Origin of the sequence: Williamsia sp. D3, assembly GCF_000506245.1 — a bacterium.
Taxonomy (GTDB): domain Bacteria; phylum Actinomycetota; class Actinomycetes; order Mycobacteriales; family Mycobacteriaceae; genus Williamsia; species Williamsia muralis.
Window position 1 is genome coordinate 1 of sequence record NZ_AYTE01000009.1, and the last position, 23,161, is coordinate 23,161.

15 protein-coding genes, 1 tRNA gene and 3 pseudogenes are annotated in these 23,161 nt (G+C 65.4%); 9 read left to right on the forward strand and 10 right to left on the reverse strand.

The annotated features are described in order from the left end of the window. Positions 1-2,247: pseudogene (locus tag W823_RS36400) on the forward strand (PD-(D/E)XK nuclease family protein); the annotation flags it as partial. Next, positions 2,240-5,611: an ATP-dependent helicase gene (locus W823_RS36405; RefSeq protein WP_023955696.1), complete on the forward strand. Its 3,372-nt coding sequence runs from the start codon at positions 2,240-2,242 to the stop codon at positions 5,609-5,611. The pseudogene W823_RS36400 and the gene W823_RS36405, both read left to right, overlap by 8 nt. Positions 5,612-5,616: 5 nt before the next feature. Here W823_RS36405 and W823_RS36410 read toward each other — a convergent pair whose 3' ends face one another. Then, on the reverse strand, positions 5,617-6,030 hold the full coding sequence (locus W823_RS36410) for a membrane protein (protein WP_023955698.1): 414 nt from the start codon (positions 6,028-6,030) through the stop codon (positions 5,617-5,619). 128 nt (positions 6,031-6,158) lie between these two features. On the opposite strand from W823_RS36410, the gene W823_RS36415 reads away from it, so the two are divergent. Both W823_RS36415 and nudC read left to right on the forward strand, forming a co-directional pair. Then, complete coding sequence (locus W823_RS36415; RefSeq protein ID WP_023955700.1) at positions 6,159-7,226, forward strand: TrkA family potassium uptake protein; 1,068 nt, start codon at positions 6,159-6,161, stop codon at positions 7,224-7,226. Between the two features lie 51 nt (positions 7,227-7,277). After that, positions 7,278-8,300, forward strand: coding sequence for an NAD(+) diphosphatase (gene nudC / locus W823_RS36420; RefSeq protein ID WP_023955702.1), 1,023 nt, complete (start codon positions 7,278-7,280; stop codon positions 8,298-8,300). Here nudC and W823_RS36425 read toward each other — a convergent pair. Further along, positions 8,297-8,521, reverse strand: coding sequence for a mycoredoxin (locus W823_RS36425; protein ID WP_038252428.1), 225 nt, complete (start codon positions 8,519-8,521; stop codon positions 8,297-8,299). The genes nudC and W823_RS36425 overlap by 4 nt on opposite strands. 118 nt (positions 8,522-8,639) lie before the next feature. On the opposite strand from W823_RS36425, the gene W823_RS36430 reads away from it, so the two are divergent. Both W823_RS36430 and W823_RS36440 read left to right on the forward strand, forming a co-directional pair. Further along, positions 8,640-10,712, forward strand: coding sequence for an ATP-dependent DNA helicase UvrD2 (locus tag W823_RS36430; protein ID WP_023955706.1), 2,073 nt, complete (start codon positions 8,640-8,642; stop codon positions 10,710-10,712). A 525-nt stretch (positions 10,713-11,237) separates the two neighbouring features. Next, a complete protein-coding gene (locus tag W823_RS36440; RefSeq protein ID WP_051406386.1) occupies positions 11,238-11,531 on the forward strand; it encodes a WhiB family transcriptional regulator in 294 nt (97 codons plus the stop codon). 83 nt (positions 11,532-11,614) lie between these two features. Here W823_RS36440 and W823_RS36445 read toward each other — a convergent pair whose 3' ends face one another. The 3 genes and pseudogenes from W823_RS36445 to W823_RS36455 form a co-directional block, all read right to left on the reverse strand. Continuing rightward, a complete protein-coding gene (locus W823_RS36445; protein WP_023955712.1) occupies positions 11,615-12,931 on the reverse strand; it encodes an AarF/ABC1/UbiB kinase family protein in 1,317 nt (438 codons plus the stop codon). Between the two features lie 35 nt (positions 12,932-12,966). Then, the gene (locus W823_RS36450) at positions 12,967-13,872 is read right to left on the reverse strand and encodes a hypothetical protein (protein ID WP_023955714.1); all 906 of its coding nucleotides are present in this window, start codon (positions 13,870-13,872) and stop codon (positions 12,967-12,969) included. Positions 13,873-13,974: 102 nt separating this feature from the next. Continuing rightward, positions 13,975-15,344, reverse strand: a pseudogene (locus tag W823_RS36455) (zinc-dependent metalloprotease). A 91-nt stretch (positions 15,345-15,435) separates the two neighbouring features. Between W823_RS36455 and W823_RS36460 the strand changes: the two are divergent. Next, positions 15,436-16,503, forward strand: coding sequence for a PDZ domain-containing protein (locus tag W823_RS36460; RefSeq protein WP_023955716.1), 1,068 nt, complete (start codon positions 15,436-15,438; stop codon positions 16,501-16,503). Positions 16,504-16,540: 37 nt separating this feature from the next. On the opposite strand, the gene W823_RS36465 is transcribed toward W823_RS36460, so the two are convergent. Beyond that, on the reverse strand, positions 16,541-17,146 hold the full coding sequence (locus tag W823_RS36465; RefSeq protein WP_023955718.1) for a PPA1309 family protein: 606 nt from the start codon (positions 17,144-17,146) through the stop codon (positions 16,541-16,543). A 310-nt stretch (positions 17,147-17,456) separates the two neighbouring features. On the opposite strand from W823_RS36465, the pseudogene W823_RS36470 reads away from it, so the two are divergent. Both W823_RS36470 and W823_RS36475 read left to right on the forward strand, forming a co-directional pair. Continuing rightward, positions 17,457-20,437 (forward strand): annotated as a pseudogene (locus W823_RS36470) (UPF0182 family protein). 87 nt (positions 20,438-20,524) lie between these two features. Beyond that, positions 20,525-20,598, forward strand: a tRNA-Met gene (locus W823_RS36475). A gap of 91 nt (positions 20,599-20,689) precedes the next feature. Here the strand turns inward: W823_RS36475 and W823_RS36480 are convergent. The 4 genes from W823_RS36480 to W823_RS36495 all read right to left on the reverse strand — a co-directional run bounded on the left by W823_RS36480 (position 20,690) and on the right by W823_RS36495 (position 22,941). After that, a complete protein-coding gene (locus W823_RS36480; RefSeq protein ID WP_023955720.1) occupies positions 20,690-20,959 on the reverse strand; it encodes a DUF4235 domain-containing protein in 270 nt (89 codons plus the stop codon). Beyond that, positions 20,956-21,252 (reverse strand): DUF3618 domain-containing protein, encoded by a 297-nt coding sequence (locus tag W823_RS36485; RefSeq protein ID WP_023955722.1) that lies wholly within the window; start codon positions 21,250-21,252, stop codon positions 20,956-20,958. The genes W823_RS36480 and W823_RS36485 overlap by 4 nt, the downstream gene beginning before the upstream one ends. Beyond that, on the reverse strand, positions 21,252-21,647 hold the full coding sequence (locus W823_RS36490) for a phage holin family protein (protein WP_023955724.1): 396 nt from the start codon (positions 21,645-21,647) through the stop codon (positions 21,252-21,254). Before W823_RS36490 ends, W823_RS36485 begins: the two co-directional genes overlap by 1 nt. A 133-nt stretch (positions 21,648-21,780) precedes the next feature. Further along, entirely contained in the window at positions 21,781-22,941 is a 1,161-nt protein-coding gene (locus W823_RS36495; RefSeq protein WP_023955726.1) for a TerD family protein, read from the reverse strand. Positions 22,942-23,161 lie beyond the last annotated feature (220 nt).

Sequence of the window (23,161 nt, forward strand, 5' to 3'; positions counted from 1 at the left end):
TCGGCGCCGGGCCGAGGCCGCCGACCGGGGCGGACCGGTGCCCGTGGTCAAGATCTACGGATCGGCCGCCAAAGAGGCCACGGCCATCGCCGACATGATGCGCCGGGCGCACCTCTACGACGATGTCCCGTGGTCGGAGATGGCGGTCATCGTCCGATCGGTGCCCCGCGCGATGGCGCCACTGCGGCGCGCGCTGCGCTCGGCCGGTGTGCCGGTGATGACACCGGCCAGCGAGATCCCACTCGCGCGTCAACGCTCGGTGGCGGCGATGCTGCTGGCCCTGCGTGCGGTGTCGGAACGGCTGGAGCCGGACGAAGCGCTCGAACTGCTCGCTGGACCCATCGGAGGAGCCGACCCGGCTGCGCTGCGGCGGCTACGGCGTGGACTGCGTCGTATCGAGACCGAATCCGGCGGAGACCGCGACTCCGCGTCGGTCATCGCCGAACTGGTCACCGGCCACCGGGTGCGAGTCGAGCATGACCCCATCGATGTCGCCCACTACCTCGACGGGCTGACCGACGCCGAGAAGCAGCCGCTGGCAGGGGTTCTCGCAGTCATCGGCGCAGCTCGCGTGGCGTACGAGAACCGCCGCGGTATCGAGGAGATCCTCTGGGAGGCGTGGCAGGCCACCGGACTCGGCCCGCGATGGTCGAATCAGGTGATGCGCCGCGACCACGGACCCGGTGGTGCGCAGGCCGATCGGGACCTCGATGCGATGGTGGCGCTGTTCGACGCGGCGGCGAGCTTCACCGACAGCCTGCCTGCCGCAACACTCGGTGGGTTCCTGGATTACCTCGGGGCGTTGCAGATCCCCACCGAATCCCGCATGGCGCAGGCGTCATCGGACGCCGTCACGGTGTTGTCCGCCCATGCGGCCACCGGTCGAGAATGGGATGTCGTGGCGGTCGCGGGTGTTCAGGACGGTTTGTGGCCAAGCCTGCGCAGCCGGGGGAGCATTCTCGGTACCGGACAGTTGGTCGATCTTCTCGATGGCGTGGATGCCGATGCGCTGGACACCATCTCGCGCACCGCGATGGCTCTTGCCGAGGAGCGTCGACTGCTGCTGGTGGCATGCACGCGGGCTCGCGATCGACTGATGGTCAGTGCTGTCGACGACGGGAGTGGAGATGCCGCGCCCTCACGGTTCATCGGCGAATTGGCCGCGATCGTCGAAAAGGGCTCCGTGGACGACGATGAGATCGAACTGGAGCTCCCGGTGGAGCCCGGTCTGCGACGGGTGCTGTCGCTGTCGTCGCTGGTCGCCGAGTTGCGCGCCGAGGTGTGCGCAGACACCGATACGCCTACGGAGCGGGCGAAAGCCGCCGCAGACATGCTCGCTGAGCTCGCCGACGCCGGTGTTCCGGGTGCGCATCCCGACCAGTGGTACGGCCTTGCTGCTCCCAGCTCGGAGATCCCTCTGTGGTCGGAGTCGGCTGGGCCGCTGACCCTTTCGCCGTCCAGTGTCGAGGCGCTGGGCACCTGCTCGCTGCGCTGGATGCTGGAGCGGTACGGCGGCCGCGACGGCGATTCGCGGCCGGCCGTCGCCGGAACGCTTGTCCACACACTTGTGCAGGCCGTCGCCGGAGAGATCCCACCCGACGATGTCACCGCTGCACTGCGGCGGGTCTGGGACCAGGTGGATGTCGGGGCACCATGGTTCTCGCGCCGCGAACTCGAACGCACCGAGGAGATGCTCACCAACTTCCAACGCTGGCTCAAGGTTTCCCGTGAGACGCTCACCGAGGTGGGTGTCGAGGTGGACGTGGATGCGCGTATCGAACCCGCCACGGTCCAGGACGCCGACGGAGACACCGTCGACATGCCCGAGGTGCGGTTACGCGGGCGCATCGACCGGCTCGAACAGGACAGCGCCGGACGCCCGGTGGTGGTGGATGTGAAGACCGGAAAGACCACGCTGTCGGTGCAGGCCGCCCAGGAGCACGCGCAGCTGGCCACCTATCAGCTCGCCTTGCGGCTCGGTGGTGTGCAGGCTGTCGGCCCGGTCGAGCCAGGTGGTGGATCGCTCGTCTACGTCAACAACTCGAACAACAAAACCGGTGCGGCGCAACGTGATCAGCCGCCCCTGTCGGAAGACAGGTGGAGCAGTGGCTCGCCGTGGTGCGGGCTGCCGCCCACCGCAGTATCGGGCCGCAGTTCGTGGCCACCGTGAACGACGGATGCGGGCACTGTCCACTCACCGCGAGCTGCCCGGCCCAACTCGACGGTAGGACCGTGACCGATGGCTGACACCGGAACGATGACGAGGATCTCCGCCCGGGTCCTGTCGGCGGCACTCGGTCTGCCCTCGCCCACCGATGAGCAGGTCGAGGTGATCGAGGCGCCGATGGAGCCCGTGCTGGTGGTCGCGGGGGCGGGTGCAGGCAAAACCGAGACCATGGCTTCCCGGGTGGTGTGGCTGGTGGCCAACCGTCTGGTCGAGCCGGACGCGGTGCTGGGCCTGACCTTCACCCGAAAGGCCGCCCAAGAACTCGCCGCGCGCATCCGCCGACGGTTGTCCATGCTCGCGGGATCGCCGGCGATGCAGAACTGGGACCCCGACGGCACGTTGCGTGGCCGGCTTCGGTCGGCAGATCCGCAGGTGAGTACTTACCACGCCTACGCCGGCCGGCTGATCGCCGACTACGGATTGCTCCTGCCTGTCGAACCCTCGGCCACCTTGCTCAGCGAAACCGAACTGTGGCAACTGGCGTTCTCGGTGGTGGCGGGGTGGACCGATGACCTCGAGACCACCAAAACCCCTGGCGGCGTGACCGAATCGGTACTGAAGCTCTACAGCGAGCTCGCCGAGCACCTGGTGGACCTCGACCAGCTCGCCACCGCGGGCGACTCGCTCTACGAGCTCATCGACACCTTGCCCCCGACCGGCAGGCAACGCCCTGAGCCGCCTCAGAAGCTCCGGTCCATCCAATCCGTCATCGATGAGCGGCGGGCGTTGATGCCGCTGGTGGCCGCGTTGGGCGCTGCGATGCGCGAGGCGAACGTGCTCGACTTCGGTAGCCAGATGTCGCTGGCTGCCCAACTCGTCGCACGTCACCCGGAGGTGGGCGAGTCCGAACGCGCCGCGATCGGCGCGGTGTTGCTCGACGAATACCAGGACACCGGACATTCCCAGCGCGTGCTGCTGTCGGAGCTGTTCGGCACGCCGCCAGGGGTGACGCGGGGCGCCGGGATTGCGGTGACCGCGGTCGGTGACCCGATCCAGTCGATCTATGGCTGGCGCGGCGCGTCGGCTGCCAATCTGCCTCGCTTCACCACCGATTTCCGTTGCAGCGACGGAACTTCCGCGCAACGCCTGGAACTTCTGACCAGCTGGCGCAATGCCCGCCACGCCCTCGACATGGCCAACGCCGCGTCCGAGGAGCTGCGACGGCGGGGTGTGCCGGTGAGCATCTTGCGGCCGCGTGACGATGCCCCGACCGGGACCATCACCATGGCTCTGACCGAGACCGTGGTGCAGGAGCGTGAGTGGATCGTCGACCAGATCGAAGACGAGTACAACCGTGCCGAGGGTCCACCACCGACGGTGGCGATCCTGGTGCGCCGCAACGAGGATTCCGCGCCGCTCGCGGCCGAACTCACCGATCGTGGCATCGCGGCGGAAGTGGTCGGCATCGGCGGCCTGCTGGGTGTACCGGAGGTCCAGGACGTGGTGGCGATGCTCCGTCTGATGGCTGATCCCATGGCGGGGACGGCTGCCGTGCGACTCCTCACCGGACCGCGGTGGCGGCTCGGGGCGCGTGACATCGCTGCCCTGTGGGCGCGTGCGCGCGACCTCGCCGCCGGTACCAACATCGTCACCGGCACGATGACGAGTCTGGAAGAACTCGACAACGCGCTCGATTCCGCGGTGCCGACCGAGGTGGTGGATCAAGCCGGTCTCGGTGATGCACTGGCCGACCCTGGTCCGGCGCAACGGTATTCACCCGACGGGTACCGCAGGATCAAGTCATTCGGTCACCAGCTGACCATCCTGCGGGCCCGGATGGGGCAACCGTTACCCGAGTTGGTCGCCGAGGTGGAGAGGGTCATCGGCGTCGATGTCGAGGCGCAGATCCGCGCACGGGGTTTGCGGGGCAACATCACCGGCCGCGAACACCTCGACGCCTTTGCCGAGTACGTGGCCGACTACACCGAGCGGTCGGCCGCCACCCTGCCTGGACTGCTCGCTTTTCTCGAGTCTGCCGCCGACATCGAGAAGGGTCTGGAACCGGGCAAGGTCGAGATCGCCGAAGACCGCGTCCAGATCCTCACCGTGCACGCGGCCAAGGGCCTCGAATGGGACGTGGTGGTGATCGCACATCTGTGCACGAACATCTTCCCGGGTGGAAAGGCCGACGGGACCTGGCTCGGTAGTGCGCGGGAACTACCTGCGGAGTTGCGGGGGGACCTCGCCGAGACACTGGGCGCCGAGGGTTTCCCACCGCTAGAGCTGGCCGAACTCGAGAACCGCAAAGAACTCGAGGACGCAATCGAGGCCCACAAGGACGCGTTGCGCAACCGCAAGCTCGAAGAGGATCGACGATTGCTGTACGTGGCCTTGACGCGGACCAAGAGGGCATTGGTCATCTCGGGGCATCACTGGTCGGACGGCGGTGACAAACCTCGTGGACCCTCGATCTTCTTGACCGAGTTGCACGACATCGCTTCTCGGCTGATCGAGACCTCGAGCGACGGCGCACCGGGATTGACCATCGCGGGCTGGGCGGCGACTCCCGAAGAGAACGCCGACAATCCCTTGGCGGCGTTGACCGCCGGTGTGCCGTGGCCCGCTGATCCGCTCGGTTCCCGCCGTCCCGGCGTCGAACGTGGCGCCGACCTCGTGCGCGCCGCGTTGCGAGCCCGCGGTGAGCCGGCTCTCTTCGACATGGGCGCCGAACCCGAACCCGACCTGTCGGCCGACGACCCGCAGGTCCGCGATTGGGCCAACGACCTCGCGGTGCTGCTCACCGAACGGGAAAGTGGCCTCGGCACCGACATCGAGGTGACGATGCCGCAACATCTGTCGGTCAGCCAGCTCGTCGAACTGGACAAGGACGAGGAGACCTTTGCCCGGCGCCTGCGCAGGCCGTTGCCGTTCAAACCCAATCCTCTGGCCCGCCGCGGCACAGCCTTCCATGCGTGGGTGGAACGCAGGTTCGGCGCCACCCGACTGCTCGACATCGACGAATTGCCGGGAGCGGCCGATGCCGAAGGGGGCTCGGACGCCGACCTGGAGGTGCTGCGGGAGCAGTTCCTCCGGTCCCGATGGGCCGCAAGGAACCCCATCGAGGTCGAGGTGCCGTTCGAGACGGTCATCGCCGACACCATCGTCCGGGGCCGGATCGATGCGGTGTTCTCCGAACCGGACGGCGGCTTCACCGTGGTGGATTGGAAGACCGGTGCCCGACCCACTGCGGCACAGGAGAAGTCGGTGTTCGTCCAGCTCGCCGCCTACCGGGTGGCCTGGGCGGAACTGACCGGCGTCGACCTGGAGAAGGTGCGGGCGGCGTTCCACTACGTACGGTCGAACACCACGCTCGAACCCGCGAACCTGCCCGACCGCATCGGACTGGCCGCCCTCATCAGACGTGAGAAGCGAGAACGCCCCTGAATCGGTCAGACCTTGGGTGCGGTCTTCCAGACCCGCCATCCCGCCCACACCATGGGGAACTGGAAGGGCAGGCGGGCCCACGCGACCAGCCGGTAGGGCAGCGGTTTGTTGCGGTAGATGCGCACCATGTTGATGTTCCCGGGGTACACGCCGATGAACAGCAGAACCGAGAACAGTCCGGCGAAGCGACGGGTCCGGGGAGCGAGAAGGGCGCCGCCGACCGCGAGTTCCACAATTCCGGATCCATACGTGTAGGCACGCGGATCACCTGGCAGTTCCTCGGGGATCAGGTCATCGAACGGTTTGGGTGCGAGGAAGTGCAGGGCGCCGATTCCCAACAGGCCGATGCCCATCCGCTTCGCGAGCGTCGCATCATCGGGAAACGTCAACTGCCGCAACTTCTGCTTGCCACTGTTCATGCGTACACCATGCCTGATCACGACGCGATCGGTGATGATTACCACCAGTGCGGAAAAGGACTACAGTCCCCACTTGTGCGTACGCAACTTTCCCGGCGCCGTGACGGCGCCTTCGTCGGGAGGCATTGATGCCCGCAGGCAGGCTCCGCCGGCGGTTCAAGAGCGAAGAGCTGACCGACATGCCCGACCACGCGCTGGTCGGTGTTGTCCGTATCCCCGAGATGCAGTCCAGCCCGGGGCGGGCGATCTCTCGGCGGGTCATCTTCGCCCTGGTCGCCCTCTTCGCCGCCGTCTTCATCGTCTACCTCGACCGCGACGGTTATCGAGACGTCCAGGACAGCGAACTCTCGTTCCTCGACTGTCTGTACTACGCCACCGTGTCGCTCTCGACCACTGGCTACGGCGACATCACCCCGTTCACCCCGGAGGCACGACTGATCAACGTGCTGGTGATCACGCCGCTACGCGTCATGTTCCTGATCGTGTTGGTCGGCACCACGTTGGAAGTCCTGACCGAGCGATCCCGTCAAGCTCTCAAAATTCAGCGTTGGAGGAACAAGGTGCGTAATCACACCGTGGTGATCGGGTACGGGACCAAGGGCAAGACAGCAGTCAAGGCGATGATTGCCGACGGCCTGAAGCCCTCGGAAATCGTTGTGGTGGACGGTGACCAGACAGTGCTCGACAACGCTGCCGCCAAGGGGCTGGTGACGGTGCGCGGTGACGCGACCCGGTCCGATGTGTTGCGACTCGCGGGCGCGCAACATGCGTCTTCCATCATCGTGGCCGCGAACCGCGACGACACGGCAGTCCTGGCGACGTTGACCGCTCGCGAACTCGCGCCGAACGCGAAGATCGTCGCGTCCATCCGCGAGGCGGAGAACACCCACCTGATCCGTCAATCGGGCGCCGACTCGGTGGTGGTGAGTTCGGAGACCGCCGGCCGCCTGCTGGGGTTGGCCACCAGCACTCCCACCGTCGTGCAGGTGATCGAGGACCTCCTGACACCCGACGAGGGATTTGCGATCGCCGAGCGAGACGTGGAACCGGACGAGGTGGGTGGCTCGCCGAGGCATCTGTCCGAGATCGTCCTCGGCGTGGTTCGGGGAGGCACTCTGCACCGCGTAGACGACAGCAAGGTCGACGCGATCGAGCACGGTGATCGATTGCTCTATGTGCGGCAGGGCCAGGGATGACCGGAATACCCGACCGAGATGAGATCGATCCGAGGCCAGAGGTGAATCCGCTTGCGGCGATTTGAGTTCGACAAGCCCCCGATGTTGTCGCGCGCGGTGTACAACCGTGCGGACGAGATCCGGCACGACAAGCAACGACTGACAGAAGGATGGCCGCACGCCCTACTCCTGCAGATCGACCCGTCGGGCCGGTATCCCGTGGGCGAGGACGGTCTCGGCTGGATCATGGCGGTGGACGTCGGTGACGAACCCCCGCCGGAAGCGGTGTTCCTCGGCCTGCATCCCGAAGAGGGCACCGATATGTGGGCCATGCGGTTCGACGTCATCGACGGGCCGAAAGACGACCCACGGCGTGGTGCGCAGCTCCTCGGCGCCGACGAGGCCGGAATCCTGTCCACCGCGCTGGGAGTGCTCAATTGGCATGACTCGGCCCGTTTTTCACCGGTCGACGGCAATCCGACCGAGCCTGCGAAAGGCGGTTGGGTCCGCCGTAACACCATCAGTGGCCGCGAGGAGTTCCCCCGAACGGACCCGGCGATCATCACGGTGGTCCACGACGGCGCCGACCGGATACTGCTGGGCAGACAATCGCAGTGGCCCGAGCGCTGGTTCTCGACGCTGGCCGGATTCGTCGAGCCCGGTGAATCGCTGGAGCAGTGTGTGGTGCGCGAGGTTCACGAAGAGGTGGGTCTGGACTGCTGGGACCCGCAGTACGTGGGGTCGCAACCGTGGCCCTTTCCCCGGTCCCTGATGGTGGGATTCGAGGTCACGGCAGACCCGGATCAGGCTCTCGATTTCATCGACGGAGAGATCGCGGACGCCGAGTGGTTCAGCCGCTCAGAGGTGCTCGAAGCGCTCGAAGCGCAGCAAGATTGGCTGGGAGCCGACGGCAAGCCGATCATCGACGATGCCCGGCTCAGATTGCCGGGATCGATCTCGATCGCGAGTGCGCTCATCCGCGCCTGGGCGCATACCCCAGCAGACACAGACCACCCGGCGTCCCGCGTCGGGGGAGCCGGGCAGTCGGAGCCGGGGCGGTTGGTGCCACCGCCCGATACATCTGGCGGGGCCTAGACCCCGAGCTTCTTGCGGACGTCGGCGACCGTCGGGTTGGTCGCGGTGCTGCCATCGGCGAACTTCACGGTGGGAACCACGTGGTTGCCGCCGTTCACACTGCCGACGAAGTCAGCGGCGCTGGGGTCCTGCTCGATGTCGATTTCCACCCACTCGATGCCCTGACTGCGCAGGCCCATCTTCAGGCGCTTGCAGTACCCGCACCAGGTGGTGGTGTACATGGTCAAAGTCGCGTTCTCGGTAGTCACGCCTACATAACACCACGACCGCCACAGCTGTTCCCCGTCCGCTGCGGCGGGCGGACGCAGTGGTGTCGGCCCTCGTTGGAATACTGGGCGCATGGACTCACTGGACCCCGAACAGCAGGCGGCGGTGCTCGCCCCTCGCGGCCCGGTGTGTGTGCTCGCAGGCGCCGGCACCGGCAAGACGCGCACGATCACCCGGCGGATCGCGCACCTGGTCGGCGACGGTCATGTGCGGGGCAGTCAGGTGCTGGCGGTCACGTTCACGGCGCGCGCTGCCGGAGAGATGCGGACCCGGCTCCGTTCACTGGGGATCGCCGGTTCGGGTAACGCGGTGCAGGCGTTGACTTTCCACGCCGCGGCCATGCGGCAACTCAGGTACTTCTGGCCGCAGGCGATCGGCGACAACCAGTGGGAACTGCTCGACAACAAGTTCCCCGTGGTCTCCCGCGCGGCCCGGTCGGCTGGGGCGCCCACCACCACCGACTCTCTCCGTGACCTCATCTCGGAGATCGAATGGGCAAAAGGCTCGTTGATCGGCCCGGATCAGTACGCGGTAGAGGTGTCCAAGTCGCGGCGAGAGGCGCCGATGCCGGCGGAACAGGTCGCGCTGGTCTACGAGCGTTATGAACAACTCAAGGTGTCGCCCTCAGGGGATCAGCTCCTCGACTTCGACGACCTGCTGCTCATGACGCGGGCCATCCTCGACGACCATCCAGTGGTCGCCGAGGAGTTCCGCGACCGGTATCGCTGCTTTGTGGTCGACGAGTATCAGGATGTGACGCCCGCGCAGCAGGCGCTGCTCAACGCCTGGCTCGGTGAGCGCGACGATCTGACGGTGGTGGGCGACGCCAATCAGACGATCTACTCGTTCACCGGCGCGACCCCGAGTTATCTACTCGACTTCTCCCGGCGCTTCCCAGAGGCGATGGTGGTCCGCCTCGAGCGCGACTATCGATCCACCCCGCAAGTGGTCGGTCTGGCCAATCGGGTGATCGGGGCCGCGCGCGGTCGCATCGCGGGTACCCGCCTGCAGCTCATCGGGCAACGACCGCCCGGACCCGCGCCGGATTTCGCCGAGTACGACGACGAGCCGGCTGAAGCCGCTGCCGTCGCGAAGTCGATCAAACGGTTGATGGCCCAGGGTGTTCCCGGATCCGAGATCGCGATCCTGTATCGCATCAACGCCCAGTCCGAAGCCCATGAGCAGGCGCTGACCGCGGCAGGCATCCCGTACCAGGTACGGGGAGGCGAGGCGTTCTTCGCCCGATCAGAGATCCGGCAGGCGATGCGGGCCGTGCAGCAAACCGCCGGCCGTGACGACCTGCCGGCCGAGGCAGATGTGGTCACCCTGCTGCGGGCCATCCTCGTGCCGCTCGGTCTGAGCGACGACCCGCCGGCCGGCGCCCAGGCTCGAGAGCGTTGGGAGTCTTTGCGGGCCTTGCTGAATCTGACCGAGGAGATGGTGCACGAGAACGAGCACCTGACCCTGACCGAGTTGTCCCGCGAACTGGCAGCCCGTGCTGAAGCGCGGCATCCACCGACCGTGCAGGGTGTCACGCTGTCATCGCTACACGCCGCCAAGGGGCTCGAATGGGACGCCGTGTTCCTGGTGGGCATGGTGGATGGCTCCGTGCCGATCAGCCAAGCCATCAACGCCGGCGATGTGGCCATCGAAGAGGAAAGGCGGCTGCTGTACGTCGGCATCACCCGGGCGCGCGAACACCTGCAGCTGTCGTGGGCACTCGCGCGCAATGAGGGTGGCAGGCGTTCGCGACGGCGTTCGAGATTTCTTGCCGATCTCGTCCCGGACGACTCGCCCGCCTCCCGGATCGCCGAACCGAAACGGAAACGATCGGGGCCGCGCTGCCGAGTCTGCGGGAAAGCGCTTCTCGGCAAGACCGCCTCGCTGTTGGGTCGATGCGAGAGTTGTCCGTCCGACCTCGACGAGGGTTTGCTGGTCGCTCTCAAGGAGTGGCGTAGCGGCAGGGCCAAGGAACAGAAGGTTCCCGCCTACGTGGTCTTCTCCGACAACACGCTGATAGCGATCGCCGAGCAGCAACCCGGGGATGTGCCTGCGCTCGTTGCCATACCGGGGATCGGCGCCAAGAAGCTGGACCAGTACGGCGAGGATTTGCTGGCTCTGGTCCGCGACAACGGCGGGGGCTGACCAGTCGGCGATCCTTCGCCTGAGATCTCGGAAAAACTGCAGGTCAAAAATAGGTTGTGCAATCTTGGCGTCGACGTTTAGGCTGATCCACATCACAAAGGCGAGGGGCTACTCGATGTGTTCGAGTGATCACCGAGCCACCACATCGCACCGAATGTGCATCTCGAACGAGCAGGAAAGGACAGGAACCGTGAACGATTTCATCAGCGCCGCCGGCGTGTGCGAGTCGTGGCATCTGCCTGTCCAAGGCCTGCGTCCGCGACCCGGACATACCCCCGCAATCGCCGCCATGAAGCCGGAACTCCTGGCTCCGAAAGCAGCGATTCCGGCGGTAAACCGCTCAGCGCTTCCCGTGCGACCCCGACGAACGTCGATCTGACACAGATCAATTCATTCGAGGCCACGGCGAGTCGCAACAGCGAACCCGTGGCCTCACTTGTGTGAAGTGGAACATCTGTAGTTCCCCCACTGTGAGCCCGGGTTTTGAAGACAAATCCGAGAGCACATTCGACAGTGGAGGAACTGATGACCGAGTTACTCGAGTCATATATAGGTGGCGGGCTCGCACTGGACATATCCAAGACCGAGTTGCCATGCCAGTACGCCGACGCGGACCTGTGGTTTTCCGAGAACCCGAGTCAGCTCGAGCAGGCGAAGGCCTTGTGCGCCGATTGCCCACTACGACGGGAATGCCTGGCAGAAGCACTCGAACGCGGTGAGCCGTGGGGCGTGTGGGGTGGAGAGATCTTCGATCAGGGTGTGGTGATCGCCCGTAAGCGTCCCCGCGGACGGCCACGTAAGAACCAGACGGCGGCATGAGCTCGTCGGCGCGACGACAGAGCGGGCGGTCTGTGAGAAATACACAGACCGCCCGCTCGTGTATCTGAATCAGCCGGTGCCTTCTACTCGGCCAGCCCGTCGACCCACTTCTCCATGATCGCCCGATAGGGGGCCTCTGCGTCGAGTTGGGCTGCGATACCCACACAGCCGCCGAGAACCCGGAACACCATCACATATTCCTTGGGACAGTTCAGGTTTCGTGATGTGCGGTAGACGTCGCCACGTGGATCCGAGGCTGCGCCCGCCGCCCGCTGCAGCCATTTGCGGGTGAAGTGGAACGACTCGCTGTAGAGCGGATCGACGTACGGACGGAGGTACGCCTCGAGGTCACTCGGGGTGACCTTGTCCTGATGAGAGCGCTGGATGAAGTTGGCTCGCACCATTTCTTCCTTCAGCTCGTCGTACTTGTTGTCGCGGCACAGCCGGAGGATCGGTCCGGTCGCCGCAGGCAGACCGTTCGGGTAGATGCCCACGGCGCCGAAGTCGAGAATCGCCATCCGGCCATCGGCGAGGAACTGGAAGTTCCCCGGATGGGGATCGCCATGGACCAGTCCTACCCGCTTCGGTGAACTGACCTCGAACTCGGTCATCTTTGCCGCGGCGTCGTTTCGCTCCCCCTGTGTGCCGTTCTTGATCACCTTCGACATGGGCGTTCCGGTGATCCATTCCGACACAACAACTTTGGGGGCCGAAGCGACCACCCGGGGCACCACGAAATTGGGGTCGTCGGCGAATCCCTTCGCGAAGGCCCGCTGGTTGTTGGCTTCCTTCGTGTAGTTCAGTTCGTCTTCGGTGCGCTCGATGAGCTCGTCCATCATCGACTTGACGTCGGTACCGGGGGACAGGCGCTTGAGCAGGCCGGTCATCCGCGACATGGTCTTGAGATCGGCTTTGAGGGCGTGGTCGGCGCCGGGGTACTGCACCTTCACCGCGACGTCGCGGCCGTCGTGCCACACCGCCTTGTGTACCTGGCCGATGGACGCCGATGCTGCCGGTTCATCGGAGAACTCCTTGAACCGTTCACGCCACTTGGTGCCCAGCTGGTTGTCGAGCACACCGTGCACCTTGGCGGCTGGCAGTGGTGGCGCTTCTGCCTGGAGCTTGGTGAGAGCGTCACGGAACGGTTCGCCGAATTCCTCGGGGATCGCCGCCTCCATGATCGACAGCGCCTGACCCACCTTCATGGCGCCGCCCTTCAGCTCGCCCAGGACGGCGAACAGCTGCTCGGCGGTCTTCTCGAGCATGTCTGCGGCGATCTCATCACGGTCCCCACCTGCCAACCGTCTGCCGAACCCCGTCGCCGCCCGTCCTGCCACCCCGAGCGGAAGCGAGGCGAGCTTGGCATTACGCCGTGCTCCACCTCGTGTGATCTCAGCCATTGAGTTTTCCCCTTTCCCGATTCTTCGAGCTTAGATCACGCCGGCACGCCGCAACCGCATAGCGGGTGTGGCGTCCACTGCCTGATCTGCAGAGATGATGCGTTCGGCCGCAACTCGATCGTCGCATTCACGGTGGTGGGTGGATCGTGGTCCGGCGATGACGACGCCGAGGCCGACGCGCTGGTGACCGCCGTGATGTGTTCGATCTGCGCCACGGTGAGGGCCACGGTGCCCGCGATGGTCGCCGGACTGGCCCACCCGCGTTGACCGAACAGCTGTGCACAAACGATGGGCCACTCGGCGTCGCGGTCGCGCCGGTGGTGGTCGGCGCACACAAGGCAACTCGTGAGCCCGGGCAACACCAGCGGCCCGATCACTCCGGACCCGTCGCGCAGCCGGACGGTCAGGTGCGGAACCCGCGACTTCATCAAATCGGCTATCAGCCAGGGATCGTGCGTGAGGAAGTCGGTCAGCACCACAAGATCGGCCGACCAGGTCGCGAAGGCCTTCTCCGTGTCCGGGTGGTCAGGTGCGAGTCGAGGTCGCCGAACCGATTGCCGAACGCGGTGGCCCCCGGCGCCGACGGCTCTGGCGACTGCGGTCGCCAGTGGTCCCGAGCCGTGCACACGGATGGTCAGTGGGCGCTGGGCGCCCGCGTGCGGTAAGTGGTGTCCGATCCCGACCGCAACCAAACGGTCGAGGATGCCCCGGACCTCGTTGAGGTCGAGCCCGATGTCCGCCGCCGCGGCCGTCACCTCGGTGATCGACCGGGGCCCGGTCATCCACCGCAGCAGTCCGACCAGACAGGCGGGGGAAACGTGGACCGGCGGTTCGAGCACAACGGCGGTCTCCGGGTCGCATCCGACCTGCACCCGGCCGCCGGGCCGCAACACGATCACCGTCTCCGGCCGTAACCGGGGCAAAGACATCACAACAGCCATGCCGCCACTCAACCACCGCGACGTGGTGACCGACGCCTGCTGACGTCAGTTATCCACAGGGCGAAATGCGGCTCGAGCAGGACGTATGCGGCGGAGAAGAACTCAGGCGCCCGGCGACTTCTGATCGCCCTCGTCGTCGGAGGGCGGGCGTTTCTCGGCACGTTTGGCCTCGTCCGCGATGGTCTTCTCGAGTTGGGCGATCGGGTCGTCGAAGGCGTCGACTCCGCCACCGATCACCCGGTCGATGAACGCCGCCGGATGGTCGAGGTCGTCGGCGTCGGGAACCAGGTCGGGGTGGGCCCACACGCCATCGCGTGTGGTCACGTCCGACGACTCCAGCAGCTTGCGCCAGAGGTCGGCGGCTTCGCGCAACTTGCGCGGGCGTAGTTCGAGTCCGATGAGGGTGGCAAAGGTCTCCTCGGCCGGTCCACCGGTGGCCCGTCGCCTGCGCATCGTCTCGGTGAGTGCGCCCACCGACGGAATCCGGTCGTGGAGAGCCTGGGAGACAACGGTTTCGACCCAGCCTCGATGAGCGCCAACAGCGTCTCCAGGCGGGCAAGGGCGTGTTCCTGAGCAGGGCTGGTCTTCGGTTCGAACGCCGCGCCGCCGCCGAGTAGGTCCTGAAGCTTGCTCGGATCGGACAGCAGCTGGGCCGGATCGATGCCCGCCGCGGCATCCTGGATGCCGGAGAAGTCGATGGAGATCCCGCGGGCGTACTCCTCGACGGTCGCCAGCAGGCGCTGGCGGAGCCACGGGACGTGCGAGAACAACCGCACGTGGGCGGCCTCTCGCGCCGCCAAGAACACGATGATTTCCTGGCTGGGCTGTTCCAGGCCCTCGCTGAACGCGGCGATCGCCTCGGGGAGCAGAACGGCCGTTCCGGTGGGAGCCAGCGGCAAGCCGACATCGCTGGACGTCAGTACTTCTTTCGCGAGCTGACCCAGTCCCTGCCCGAGCTGGGTTCCGAAGGCCATCCCACCCATCTGGGTGACCATGCCGAGCATGGGGCCGGCGAAGTCTCGAGCTTCTTCGGGCAGGTTCTTGGACCACGTGGTCGCCATCTGCTCGGCGACCGGATTGCACAATGTCTTCCACACCGGCAGCGTCTTCTCGAGCCAGTCCACCGGCGTCCATGCCTCGGTGGTGGTGACTCCCGCGGGCAGTGTGGTCACGGCGTCGAGCCACACCTCGGCCAACCGGACCGAATCGGTGACCGCAGACTTCTCGCGATCACTGACGGGTGTGTGTTTGCCGATCTGCTGGCGCGCCAGCGAGGTCGCCACCTGGTAGTTGACCGGCTCACCACCGCCGCCCGTGCCCATACCGGCTCCCATGCCGGACAACATCTGACCGAGCTGCGACAGCATCTGCCCGAGCTGATTGGGATCGAAATCGCCGGGTTTCTTGCCGCGCTCGTCACCGTCCCCGTCGTCGCCGGACGAAGGATGGAAACCGAAAGGCAAGTCATTCATACCTCTACGGTACCGGCGCATCAGCCCGGATCCTCCTGCGAATCCATCCGCTCTCGGCGAACGGTCACCCTCTACGCTGGGCCTGGTGAAAATGCAGTCCCTCAGAGTTGCCCCGGAATACCGGCGGGTCACCACGTTGCTGGTGGCGTTGGCGTTCCTGGTTGCGTTCGTCTTGTTGGGCACGCTGGTGAAGGTGCCCTACGTGGCACTGGGCCCGGGTCCGACGGTCAACACGCTGGGCCAGCTCAAAGACGGGTCGAACGGCGAGATGATCGATGTCGTCGCGATCGGTGGGACGCAGACCGACCCCACGACGGGCAACCTCAACCTGACCACCGTCTCGGTGACCGACAACCTGACGCTGTTCCAGGCGATGGGATTCTGGTTCTCCGGTGACGATGAGCTGCAGCCGCGCGACCGGGTGTACCCGCCGGGCAAGTCCAACGACGAGGTGGACGCAGAGAACAAGCAGCAGATGACCGGCTCGGAGAACTCCGCGACGCTTGCCGCACTGAACTATCTGGGGCGGCCGGTGGAACAGGTGGTCGGTGGTGTCGACGACAACGGGCCGTCGGCGGGCAAGCTCGAACCGGGCGACGACATCGTCGCGGTCGACGGCGTGGCCGTCGAAGACCCGAATGCCCTGCGGGCTGCGCTCGGCCGGTTCGCCCCCGGCACCGAGGTGACGCTCGACGTCCTTCGCGACGGAAACCCTGTCACGGTGCGGGTGACCCTGGGTGCCAATCCCGACGACGAGTCGAAGGGGATCCTCGGCATCACGCTAGCCGAGGAGAACGGCGACCCCGGACTCGACGTGGATTTCAACGTCGGTGACATCGGCGGACCGTCGGCCGGGTTGATGCTGACTCTGGCCGTGATCGACAAGTTGAGTCCCGGAGAGCTCACCGGCGGCGACTTCATCGCCGGCACCGGGACGATCACCCCGGACGGGGACGTGGGCGAGATCGGCGGCATCACGCACAAGATGCGGGCCGCGAAAGATGCGGGCGCCGAAGCATTTCTGGTCCCGTCCGGCAATTGTGCCGAGGCGAAATCGGACACACCGGACGGGCTGACCCTGGTCAAGGTCGACACGTTGCAGAACGCAGTCGACGGATTGAAGGAACTCGAAGCGGGTCGCACGCCACCGGGTTGTTGACCTCTAACGCGGCCCGCCCTGAGCGCTGTTCGTCCGACTATTCCTCGGGCGGGGTGTTCTCCAGTGTCCCGGCGAGAGCGGCCAGCAGGTTGGGCGCCAAGTCGGGGTGTTGCAGCAGTTCGATCGGGGCGTCGGGATCATCTTCTGTGCCCGGGGCAAGCTGCAGGAGGCTCAGAGCCCGTCCGTCACGCAGTACCGCCGCGGCCAGACGCGCCCCGCGACTCTCCGGATGCGCTTCGGCGGCGCTGCGCGCAGCGTGGTCGGCAGCGTCGGGATCGGAGAGCAGCGGGCCCAGTGCCTCGTCCAGATCGCTCTCGGCTTCCGGTGGCAACACGATGATCTCCTGGACCAGGGCGCACCCCTCGACTTCCAGCGGCCAGCTGGTGGTGGCCAGAACATGCTCGAGTTCTGCCATGCCGCTGTCGGGCGAGACGGGCAGCGGGGCCTGCTCGATGAGCGTGAGCTCGGATGTGTCGTGGTCATCGACCCAGTCCGGTTGGGTGTCTGCCAGCAACGCCGTGGGCACGAGTGCGAACAGCTGCGGCGGCTGACCCCAGCCGGCGGCATCGACGAACTCCAAGACTTCTCGGATCGCGCTTCCCAGGGCGTCGGGGGAGAGGACGGGCGGCTGCGGATCGGTCACCGGACAATAGTGACATCTACGGCTCCGCATGCGGCGAATGATCCGGTCGAACACACCTGTCCGCGGGGCCGGGACCCGCGTTTTCACCCGCCGGTGAGCAACGCCATACACGCACAGGACGGTTCACAGCTGCGATCGGTACTGTTCTAAGTAATGCGGAGTAGAGGGGCCGATACCGGCCGCTCTCTCGGCTTTCAACGCTCAGCGAGGCAGCGGGGCGCCGCAAAGTAAAGTGTTGGTCAAGACCGGGTGCGGTGCCCCCGGCATAAAAGTTGGAGTAGAACACGTGGGAATCCGGGGTCCGGCAGCAATGCCGACGTTGTCGCGGCGAAGCAAGGCGCTCATCGCCACTGCCGTCATCGTTCTGGTGGTGTTGCTGGTGGGGCCGAGGCTCATCACCATTTACACCGACTGGTTGTGGTTCAAGGACATCGGCTATAGCTCGGTCTTCAGCAAGATCATCTGGACGCGCATCGCGCTGTTCGGCATCTGCGGAGCCATTGCCGGACTGATCATCTTCGGTGCGTTGTGGCTCGCCTATCGCAGTCGGCCGGTGTTCGTTCCGACGAGTGGGCCAGGCGATCCGATCGCGCGCTACCGCACCGTGGTGATGAGCCGCATCCGGTGGTTTGCCATCATCCCGACGTTGCTGGTCGGCCTTCTCGCGGGCCTGGTCGCGCAGGGCTCGTGGTCCACCGTGCAGATGTTCCTCAACGGTGAGAGTTTCGGCACCAAGGATCCGGAGTTCGGCCTCGATGTCGGCTTCTACGCGTTTGATCTACCGTTCTACCGCTTCGTGCTGAACTACCTGTTCGTCGTCGTGGTGATCGCGTTTGTCGTCAGTTTGGTGACCCATTACATCTTCGGCGGGATCCGTCTCGCCGGACGCGGCGGAACGCTGACCAACGCAGCGCGAATCCAGTTGGCGGTCATCGCCGGTACCTTCCTGTTGCTCAAGGCCATCGCGTACTGGCTCGACCGGTACACACTGCTGAGCAGCACCCGTAAGCAAGAGATCTTCAACGGCGCCAGCTACACCGACATCAACGCGGTGCTGCCGTCGAAATTGATCCTCATGCGATCGCCATCATCTGTGCTTTGGCGTTCTTCGCCGGTGTGGTCCTTCGCGACCTTCGTATCCCTGCCCTGGCCACCGCCATGATGTTGTTGTCGGCGTTGGTCATCGGCGTGGGCTGGCCTGCTGCCATGGAGCAGTTCTCGGTGAAGCCCAACGCGGCCGAGAAGGAAGCCGAGTTCATCAACCGGAACATCGAGGCCACCAAGGCGGCCTACGGAATCGGTGACGACAGGGTGAAGACCCAGGCGAACTGGACCGGTGAACCGGCGGATGCCAATCAGGTCGACGCCGACGCACCGACCCTGTCGAACATCCGGCTCCTCGATCCCAACATCGTCTCGCCGGCCTTCGCTCAGCTCAAGCGTCAGCAGAACTTCTACGGCTTCCCGTCCCAACTTGCCCTCGACCGTTACACAGTCGACGGCGAGATGCGTGACTTCGTGGTTGCGGCAAGGGAACTCGACCCAACCAGGTTCGAGGCGAACCAGCAGAACTGGCTGAACAAGCACACCGTCTACACCCACGGCAACGGCTTCATCGCCGCTCCTGCCAACACCGTGAACGAAGCCGTCTCCAGTGAGAGTGACGTCAACGGTGGCGGTGAGCCCGTCTTCAACGTCAGTGACCTGAGCAATTATCAGACCGACGACTACAAGGCGAACGCGCCCATCAAGGTGACGCAGCCCCGTATCTACTTCGGTGAACTGATCTCCAAGGTGAATCCCGACTACGCGATCGTCGGCAACACCGGTGCGCCGCGGGAGTTCGACACCGCGGACACACCCAAGTACACCTACCAGGGCGACGCCGGCGTGCCGTTGTCCAACTGGTTCAACCGATTTGCCTACGCGGTCAAGTACACCGAGCGCAACCTGCTGCTCTCGGGGGCCATCAACGAAGAGTCGAAGATCATCTACAACCGTGATCCTCGTGACCGTGTCAAGAAGGCCGCACCTTGGCTGACCGTCGACTCCAAGACCTATCCGGCCGTGATGTCCGACGGCTCGGTCAAGTGGATCGTCGACGGGTACACGACTCTCGACGCGTTCCCCTACGCGCAGAAGACGTCGCTCGAAGATGCGACCACCGATGCCCAGCAGCTCAACCAGGGCCAGACCGGACGCACTCAGGTCAACCGGCAGGTCTCGTACGTCCGAAACTCGGTGAAGGCCACCGTGGACGCCTACTCGGGCGAGGTCACGCTTTACCAGTTCGACGACAAGGACCCCGTCCTGAAGACCTGGATGAAGGTGTTCCCCGATTCGGTGAAGTCGCGTGCGGAGTTCGACAACGCGGAGAACGCAGACCTGCGCGACCACGTGCGTTACCCGGAGGATCTGTTCAAGATCCAGCGTCAGCTGCTGACGAAGTACCACGTGACCAACCCGCAGACGTTCTTCCAGGGAGACGCCTTCTGGTCGGTGCCTGCCGATCCGACGGACAGCGCTGCGGTCACCCGGGGGCTCGATCAGCCGCCGTACTACTTTGTCGCCTCCGATCCCGAGACGAAGAGGTCCTCGTTCCAGTTGACGTCGGTGTTCAACGTCCTGAAGCAGGAGTTCTTGGCGGCGTACGTGACCGTGTCCTCCGACCCCGAGAACTACGGTCAGATCACCATCAAGAATCTCCCGCCGAACACGCAGCGTGAAGGTCCCAAACAGGTCTTCAGTGCGATGGAGACCGACACCCGCGTGGCAGAGAGCCGTAAGAACCTCGAGAACACAGCGGATGTCACCTTCGGCAATCTGCTGACGTTGCCGGTCGGCGACAACGGGGTCCTGAACGTGGTGCCGATGTACGCGCAGGCGAAGTCGACAGCGGGTACGTTCCCGCGTCTGGTCCGTGTGATCGTGCGGTACGACGACAGCAGTGGGCAGCCGCCTCGGGTTGGGTATGCGCCCACCGTCGCGGCAGCGCTCGCAGGTGTCGGGATCGATCCGTCCTCCGTGACGCAGATCCCGGGCGCTGAAAGTGCTCCTGTGGTGCAGCCGGGTACTCAACCGCAGCAGGGACAGACCCCCACGCCGCCGCCGGCAGACGGTCAGGCCGCGGTCCCGCCGTCGCCCCAGCGAGACGCGATCGTCAAGCGGATGGACGATGCCCTGACCGCCATGCAGCAGGCCCTCTCGGCGGGTAACTTCACCGCCTACGGTCAGGCACAGACGGACCTGCAGGCTGCGGTGCGCGATTACGAGAATCTGCCGACGGGCTAGCGTTTGCCCAGTTCAGAAGCGTGACCGGCGTTACAGGCGGGCGATTTGCACTTCGCAGGTGCCCGCCTGTAACGTTGTGTTTACCGCCGCGGGGTGGAGCAGCTCGGTAGCTCGCTGGGCTCATAACCCAGAGGTCGCAGGTTCAAATCCTGTCCCCGCTACGAAGACAAGAACCCGCGTTCTGCATCACGCAGAACGCGGGTTCTTGCTATATCCGGGGCGGTGTTCCAGTCGGTGGCGAAGGGGCCCCGATCAGGATGGGTCTTCGTGGGTGACCGCCTTGTAGCCGCGTGCACCAGCCCGATCGACCGCAGCTTTCACGAGGCCGAAGATCAGGCCCTGCAGTGCAGCGGCAACCAGGACTTCGGTGTTGCTCCTTTGGAGGTCTTTCGGATCAGGCGCCTTGGCGTCGTTGCCCAGACGCTTCCAGACCTGAGCGAATGCGGCTGACGCAACGACACCACCGAGGACGCTGGTGGCTATCGACAGCGGCTTGTAGGCGGCTTTGGACACGGCGCTCATACGATCTCCCTCTTCTTCGAACGGCGACGACGGACAACAACGAGCAGGACGAGCAGCACTGCCCCGATCGCGCCGGAGGTCGCCAGGACCTGCTGGTTGTCTTTGGCTTTGATCTGCGCGGTGTGGGCGGTGTCTGCGGCAGCCGTCTTGACGCGGGTGGGTACGTCGAACTTCTGCGCCAGCGCGTCCACGGTCTGGGCCAACTCGGCGCGCTGTTCCTCGACCGGAGGCACATCGGTGGGCGCAGTGGCTCGGGGTTCGGGTGTTGCGCCCGATGACGTCGGTTCGCTCATCAGAGATGCTCCCTCACGGTGTTGATGTCCCTCTGGATGCTGTGCACGGTTGCCTGCGGTGCCGGCGGCACGGCCTTCTTGGCCCGAGACGCGCCGATCGCGGCAGCGATGGCTCCGATGACTACCAGCACGGCCGCGACGATGAGTGCGGCGAGCCATGGGTCCACCGCGGTGGCCAACCCCAGGACGGCCGCTGCGACGAGTGTTCCGAATCCGAACAGCAGCAACAGTGCACCTGCTCCGGAGATGCCGACGCCGATGCCGAGCTTTGTACCTTTCGTCTTCACCTCATCGAGTGCGTTCCGCACTTCTGTCTTGACGAGGGTGGAGGTCTGCTCGGATAGGCGTTCGATCAACTGGACGGTCGAGAGATCTGTCGGTGGGGGCTGATTCATCGTTCCTCCTTTGACTGCGGGCTGCGACGCAGTGATCAGCTCAGCCGACCTACCGAGCCGCGAGTCACGGACAGACGGTGGTTACCCCGGGCAACATGTGAGCAAACCGGACAACAAAAGACGATGTGATCCTTCAGAGTGCCGCGGCGGCGGGCTTTTTCATCTTGCGCACGGTTTTCCCGTCGGCGTATTCGCCCAGCGCGGTCATCACCCAGCCAGATGGTTCACGAACCATCTTGCACATCAGTACCCCGGTGGTGGGGCCTGAGTCGGAGAGTTCGAATCGAACCATCTCCTGGCCGCTCCCGTGATCGACGAGCCTGCAGAAGGCCCGCCCGACGTCGGAGAATCGCTGGCCCGAGAAGGAGTTCACGGTGAACACCAGGCCGGTGACCGAATGGGGCAACCGCCCAAGGTCCACCGAGATCACCTCGTCGTCGCCCTCACCTGCGCCGGTCAGGTTGTCACCCGAATGTGCCACCGCCCCATCGAGTATCGACAATTTCAAGAACCAGCAGGTCGCCACGACCTTCCGATTCGCATCGAAGGCGATACACGACGCGTCGAGATCGATCCGGCCTTTGCCTGCGACCGGATCCCACCCGAGTCCCATCCGGACCTTGCTCTGCAGTGGCTTGCCGAACTTCGTCAGCACCACCGACTGGCGTTTTTCGAGGACCACGTGACCTTTGTCGAGGTTCGGCCGATGGTTCGCCGGGTTGGTGGGGGTCGCCACCGGGAAGGCGGGAACCGCCACCGGCTCCACCGTCGGCGCAGTCTCGGCCGGGTCGTCCACGCTGATACCGAAATCTGTTGCGATCCCGGCCAATCCATCTGCGTAGCCCTGCCCGACCGCACGCAGCTTCCATCCGCCGCCGCGCCGATAGACCTCGAAGACGATCAGGGCGGTCTCGCCGGAGAGATTTGCCGGGTCGAACGTGGCGAGCGTGTCACCGTTCGCCGCATCGATGACGCGGGCATGTGGATTCGTCCCGGCGAACGTGGTGGCGGGGGGATCGAGGCTGGCCGTGATCACCACCTTGTCGATGGCCGACGGAACGGCGGCCAGAGTGATGCAGACTGCATCGGGACCGTGCGCAGTACCGGGCATGTGACGCAGCCCCGGCCCGACGGGCGCGTTGAAGAAGATCAGGTCGGCGTCGCTGCGCACCTTGCCCGACGGGGCCACCAACAGCGCCGACACGTCGAGCTGCCGTCCGCTCACCCCGACCTCGATGCGGACTTCGGCGGCCTGCAACGCAGTGTTGGCGCCCGCAGTCATCGGGATGCTCATTGTCGCGGTCCGCCCTTGTTCGACTCGTGGCCTGTGGGCCCGGGAAAGGACTGTCGCAACGAAGCTACCGAAGTCCGGCGATCGGTGTGGGCGTGTTGTCGATTCGATACCTCCGGGCAGATTCGCCACGGCCCGTCGGGACGAATCGGGTGCCGGTTATTGTCCTTCGAGCACAACCACTCACCTCTTCACAGAACACGGAGGGCTCCTGTGCCCGAGC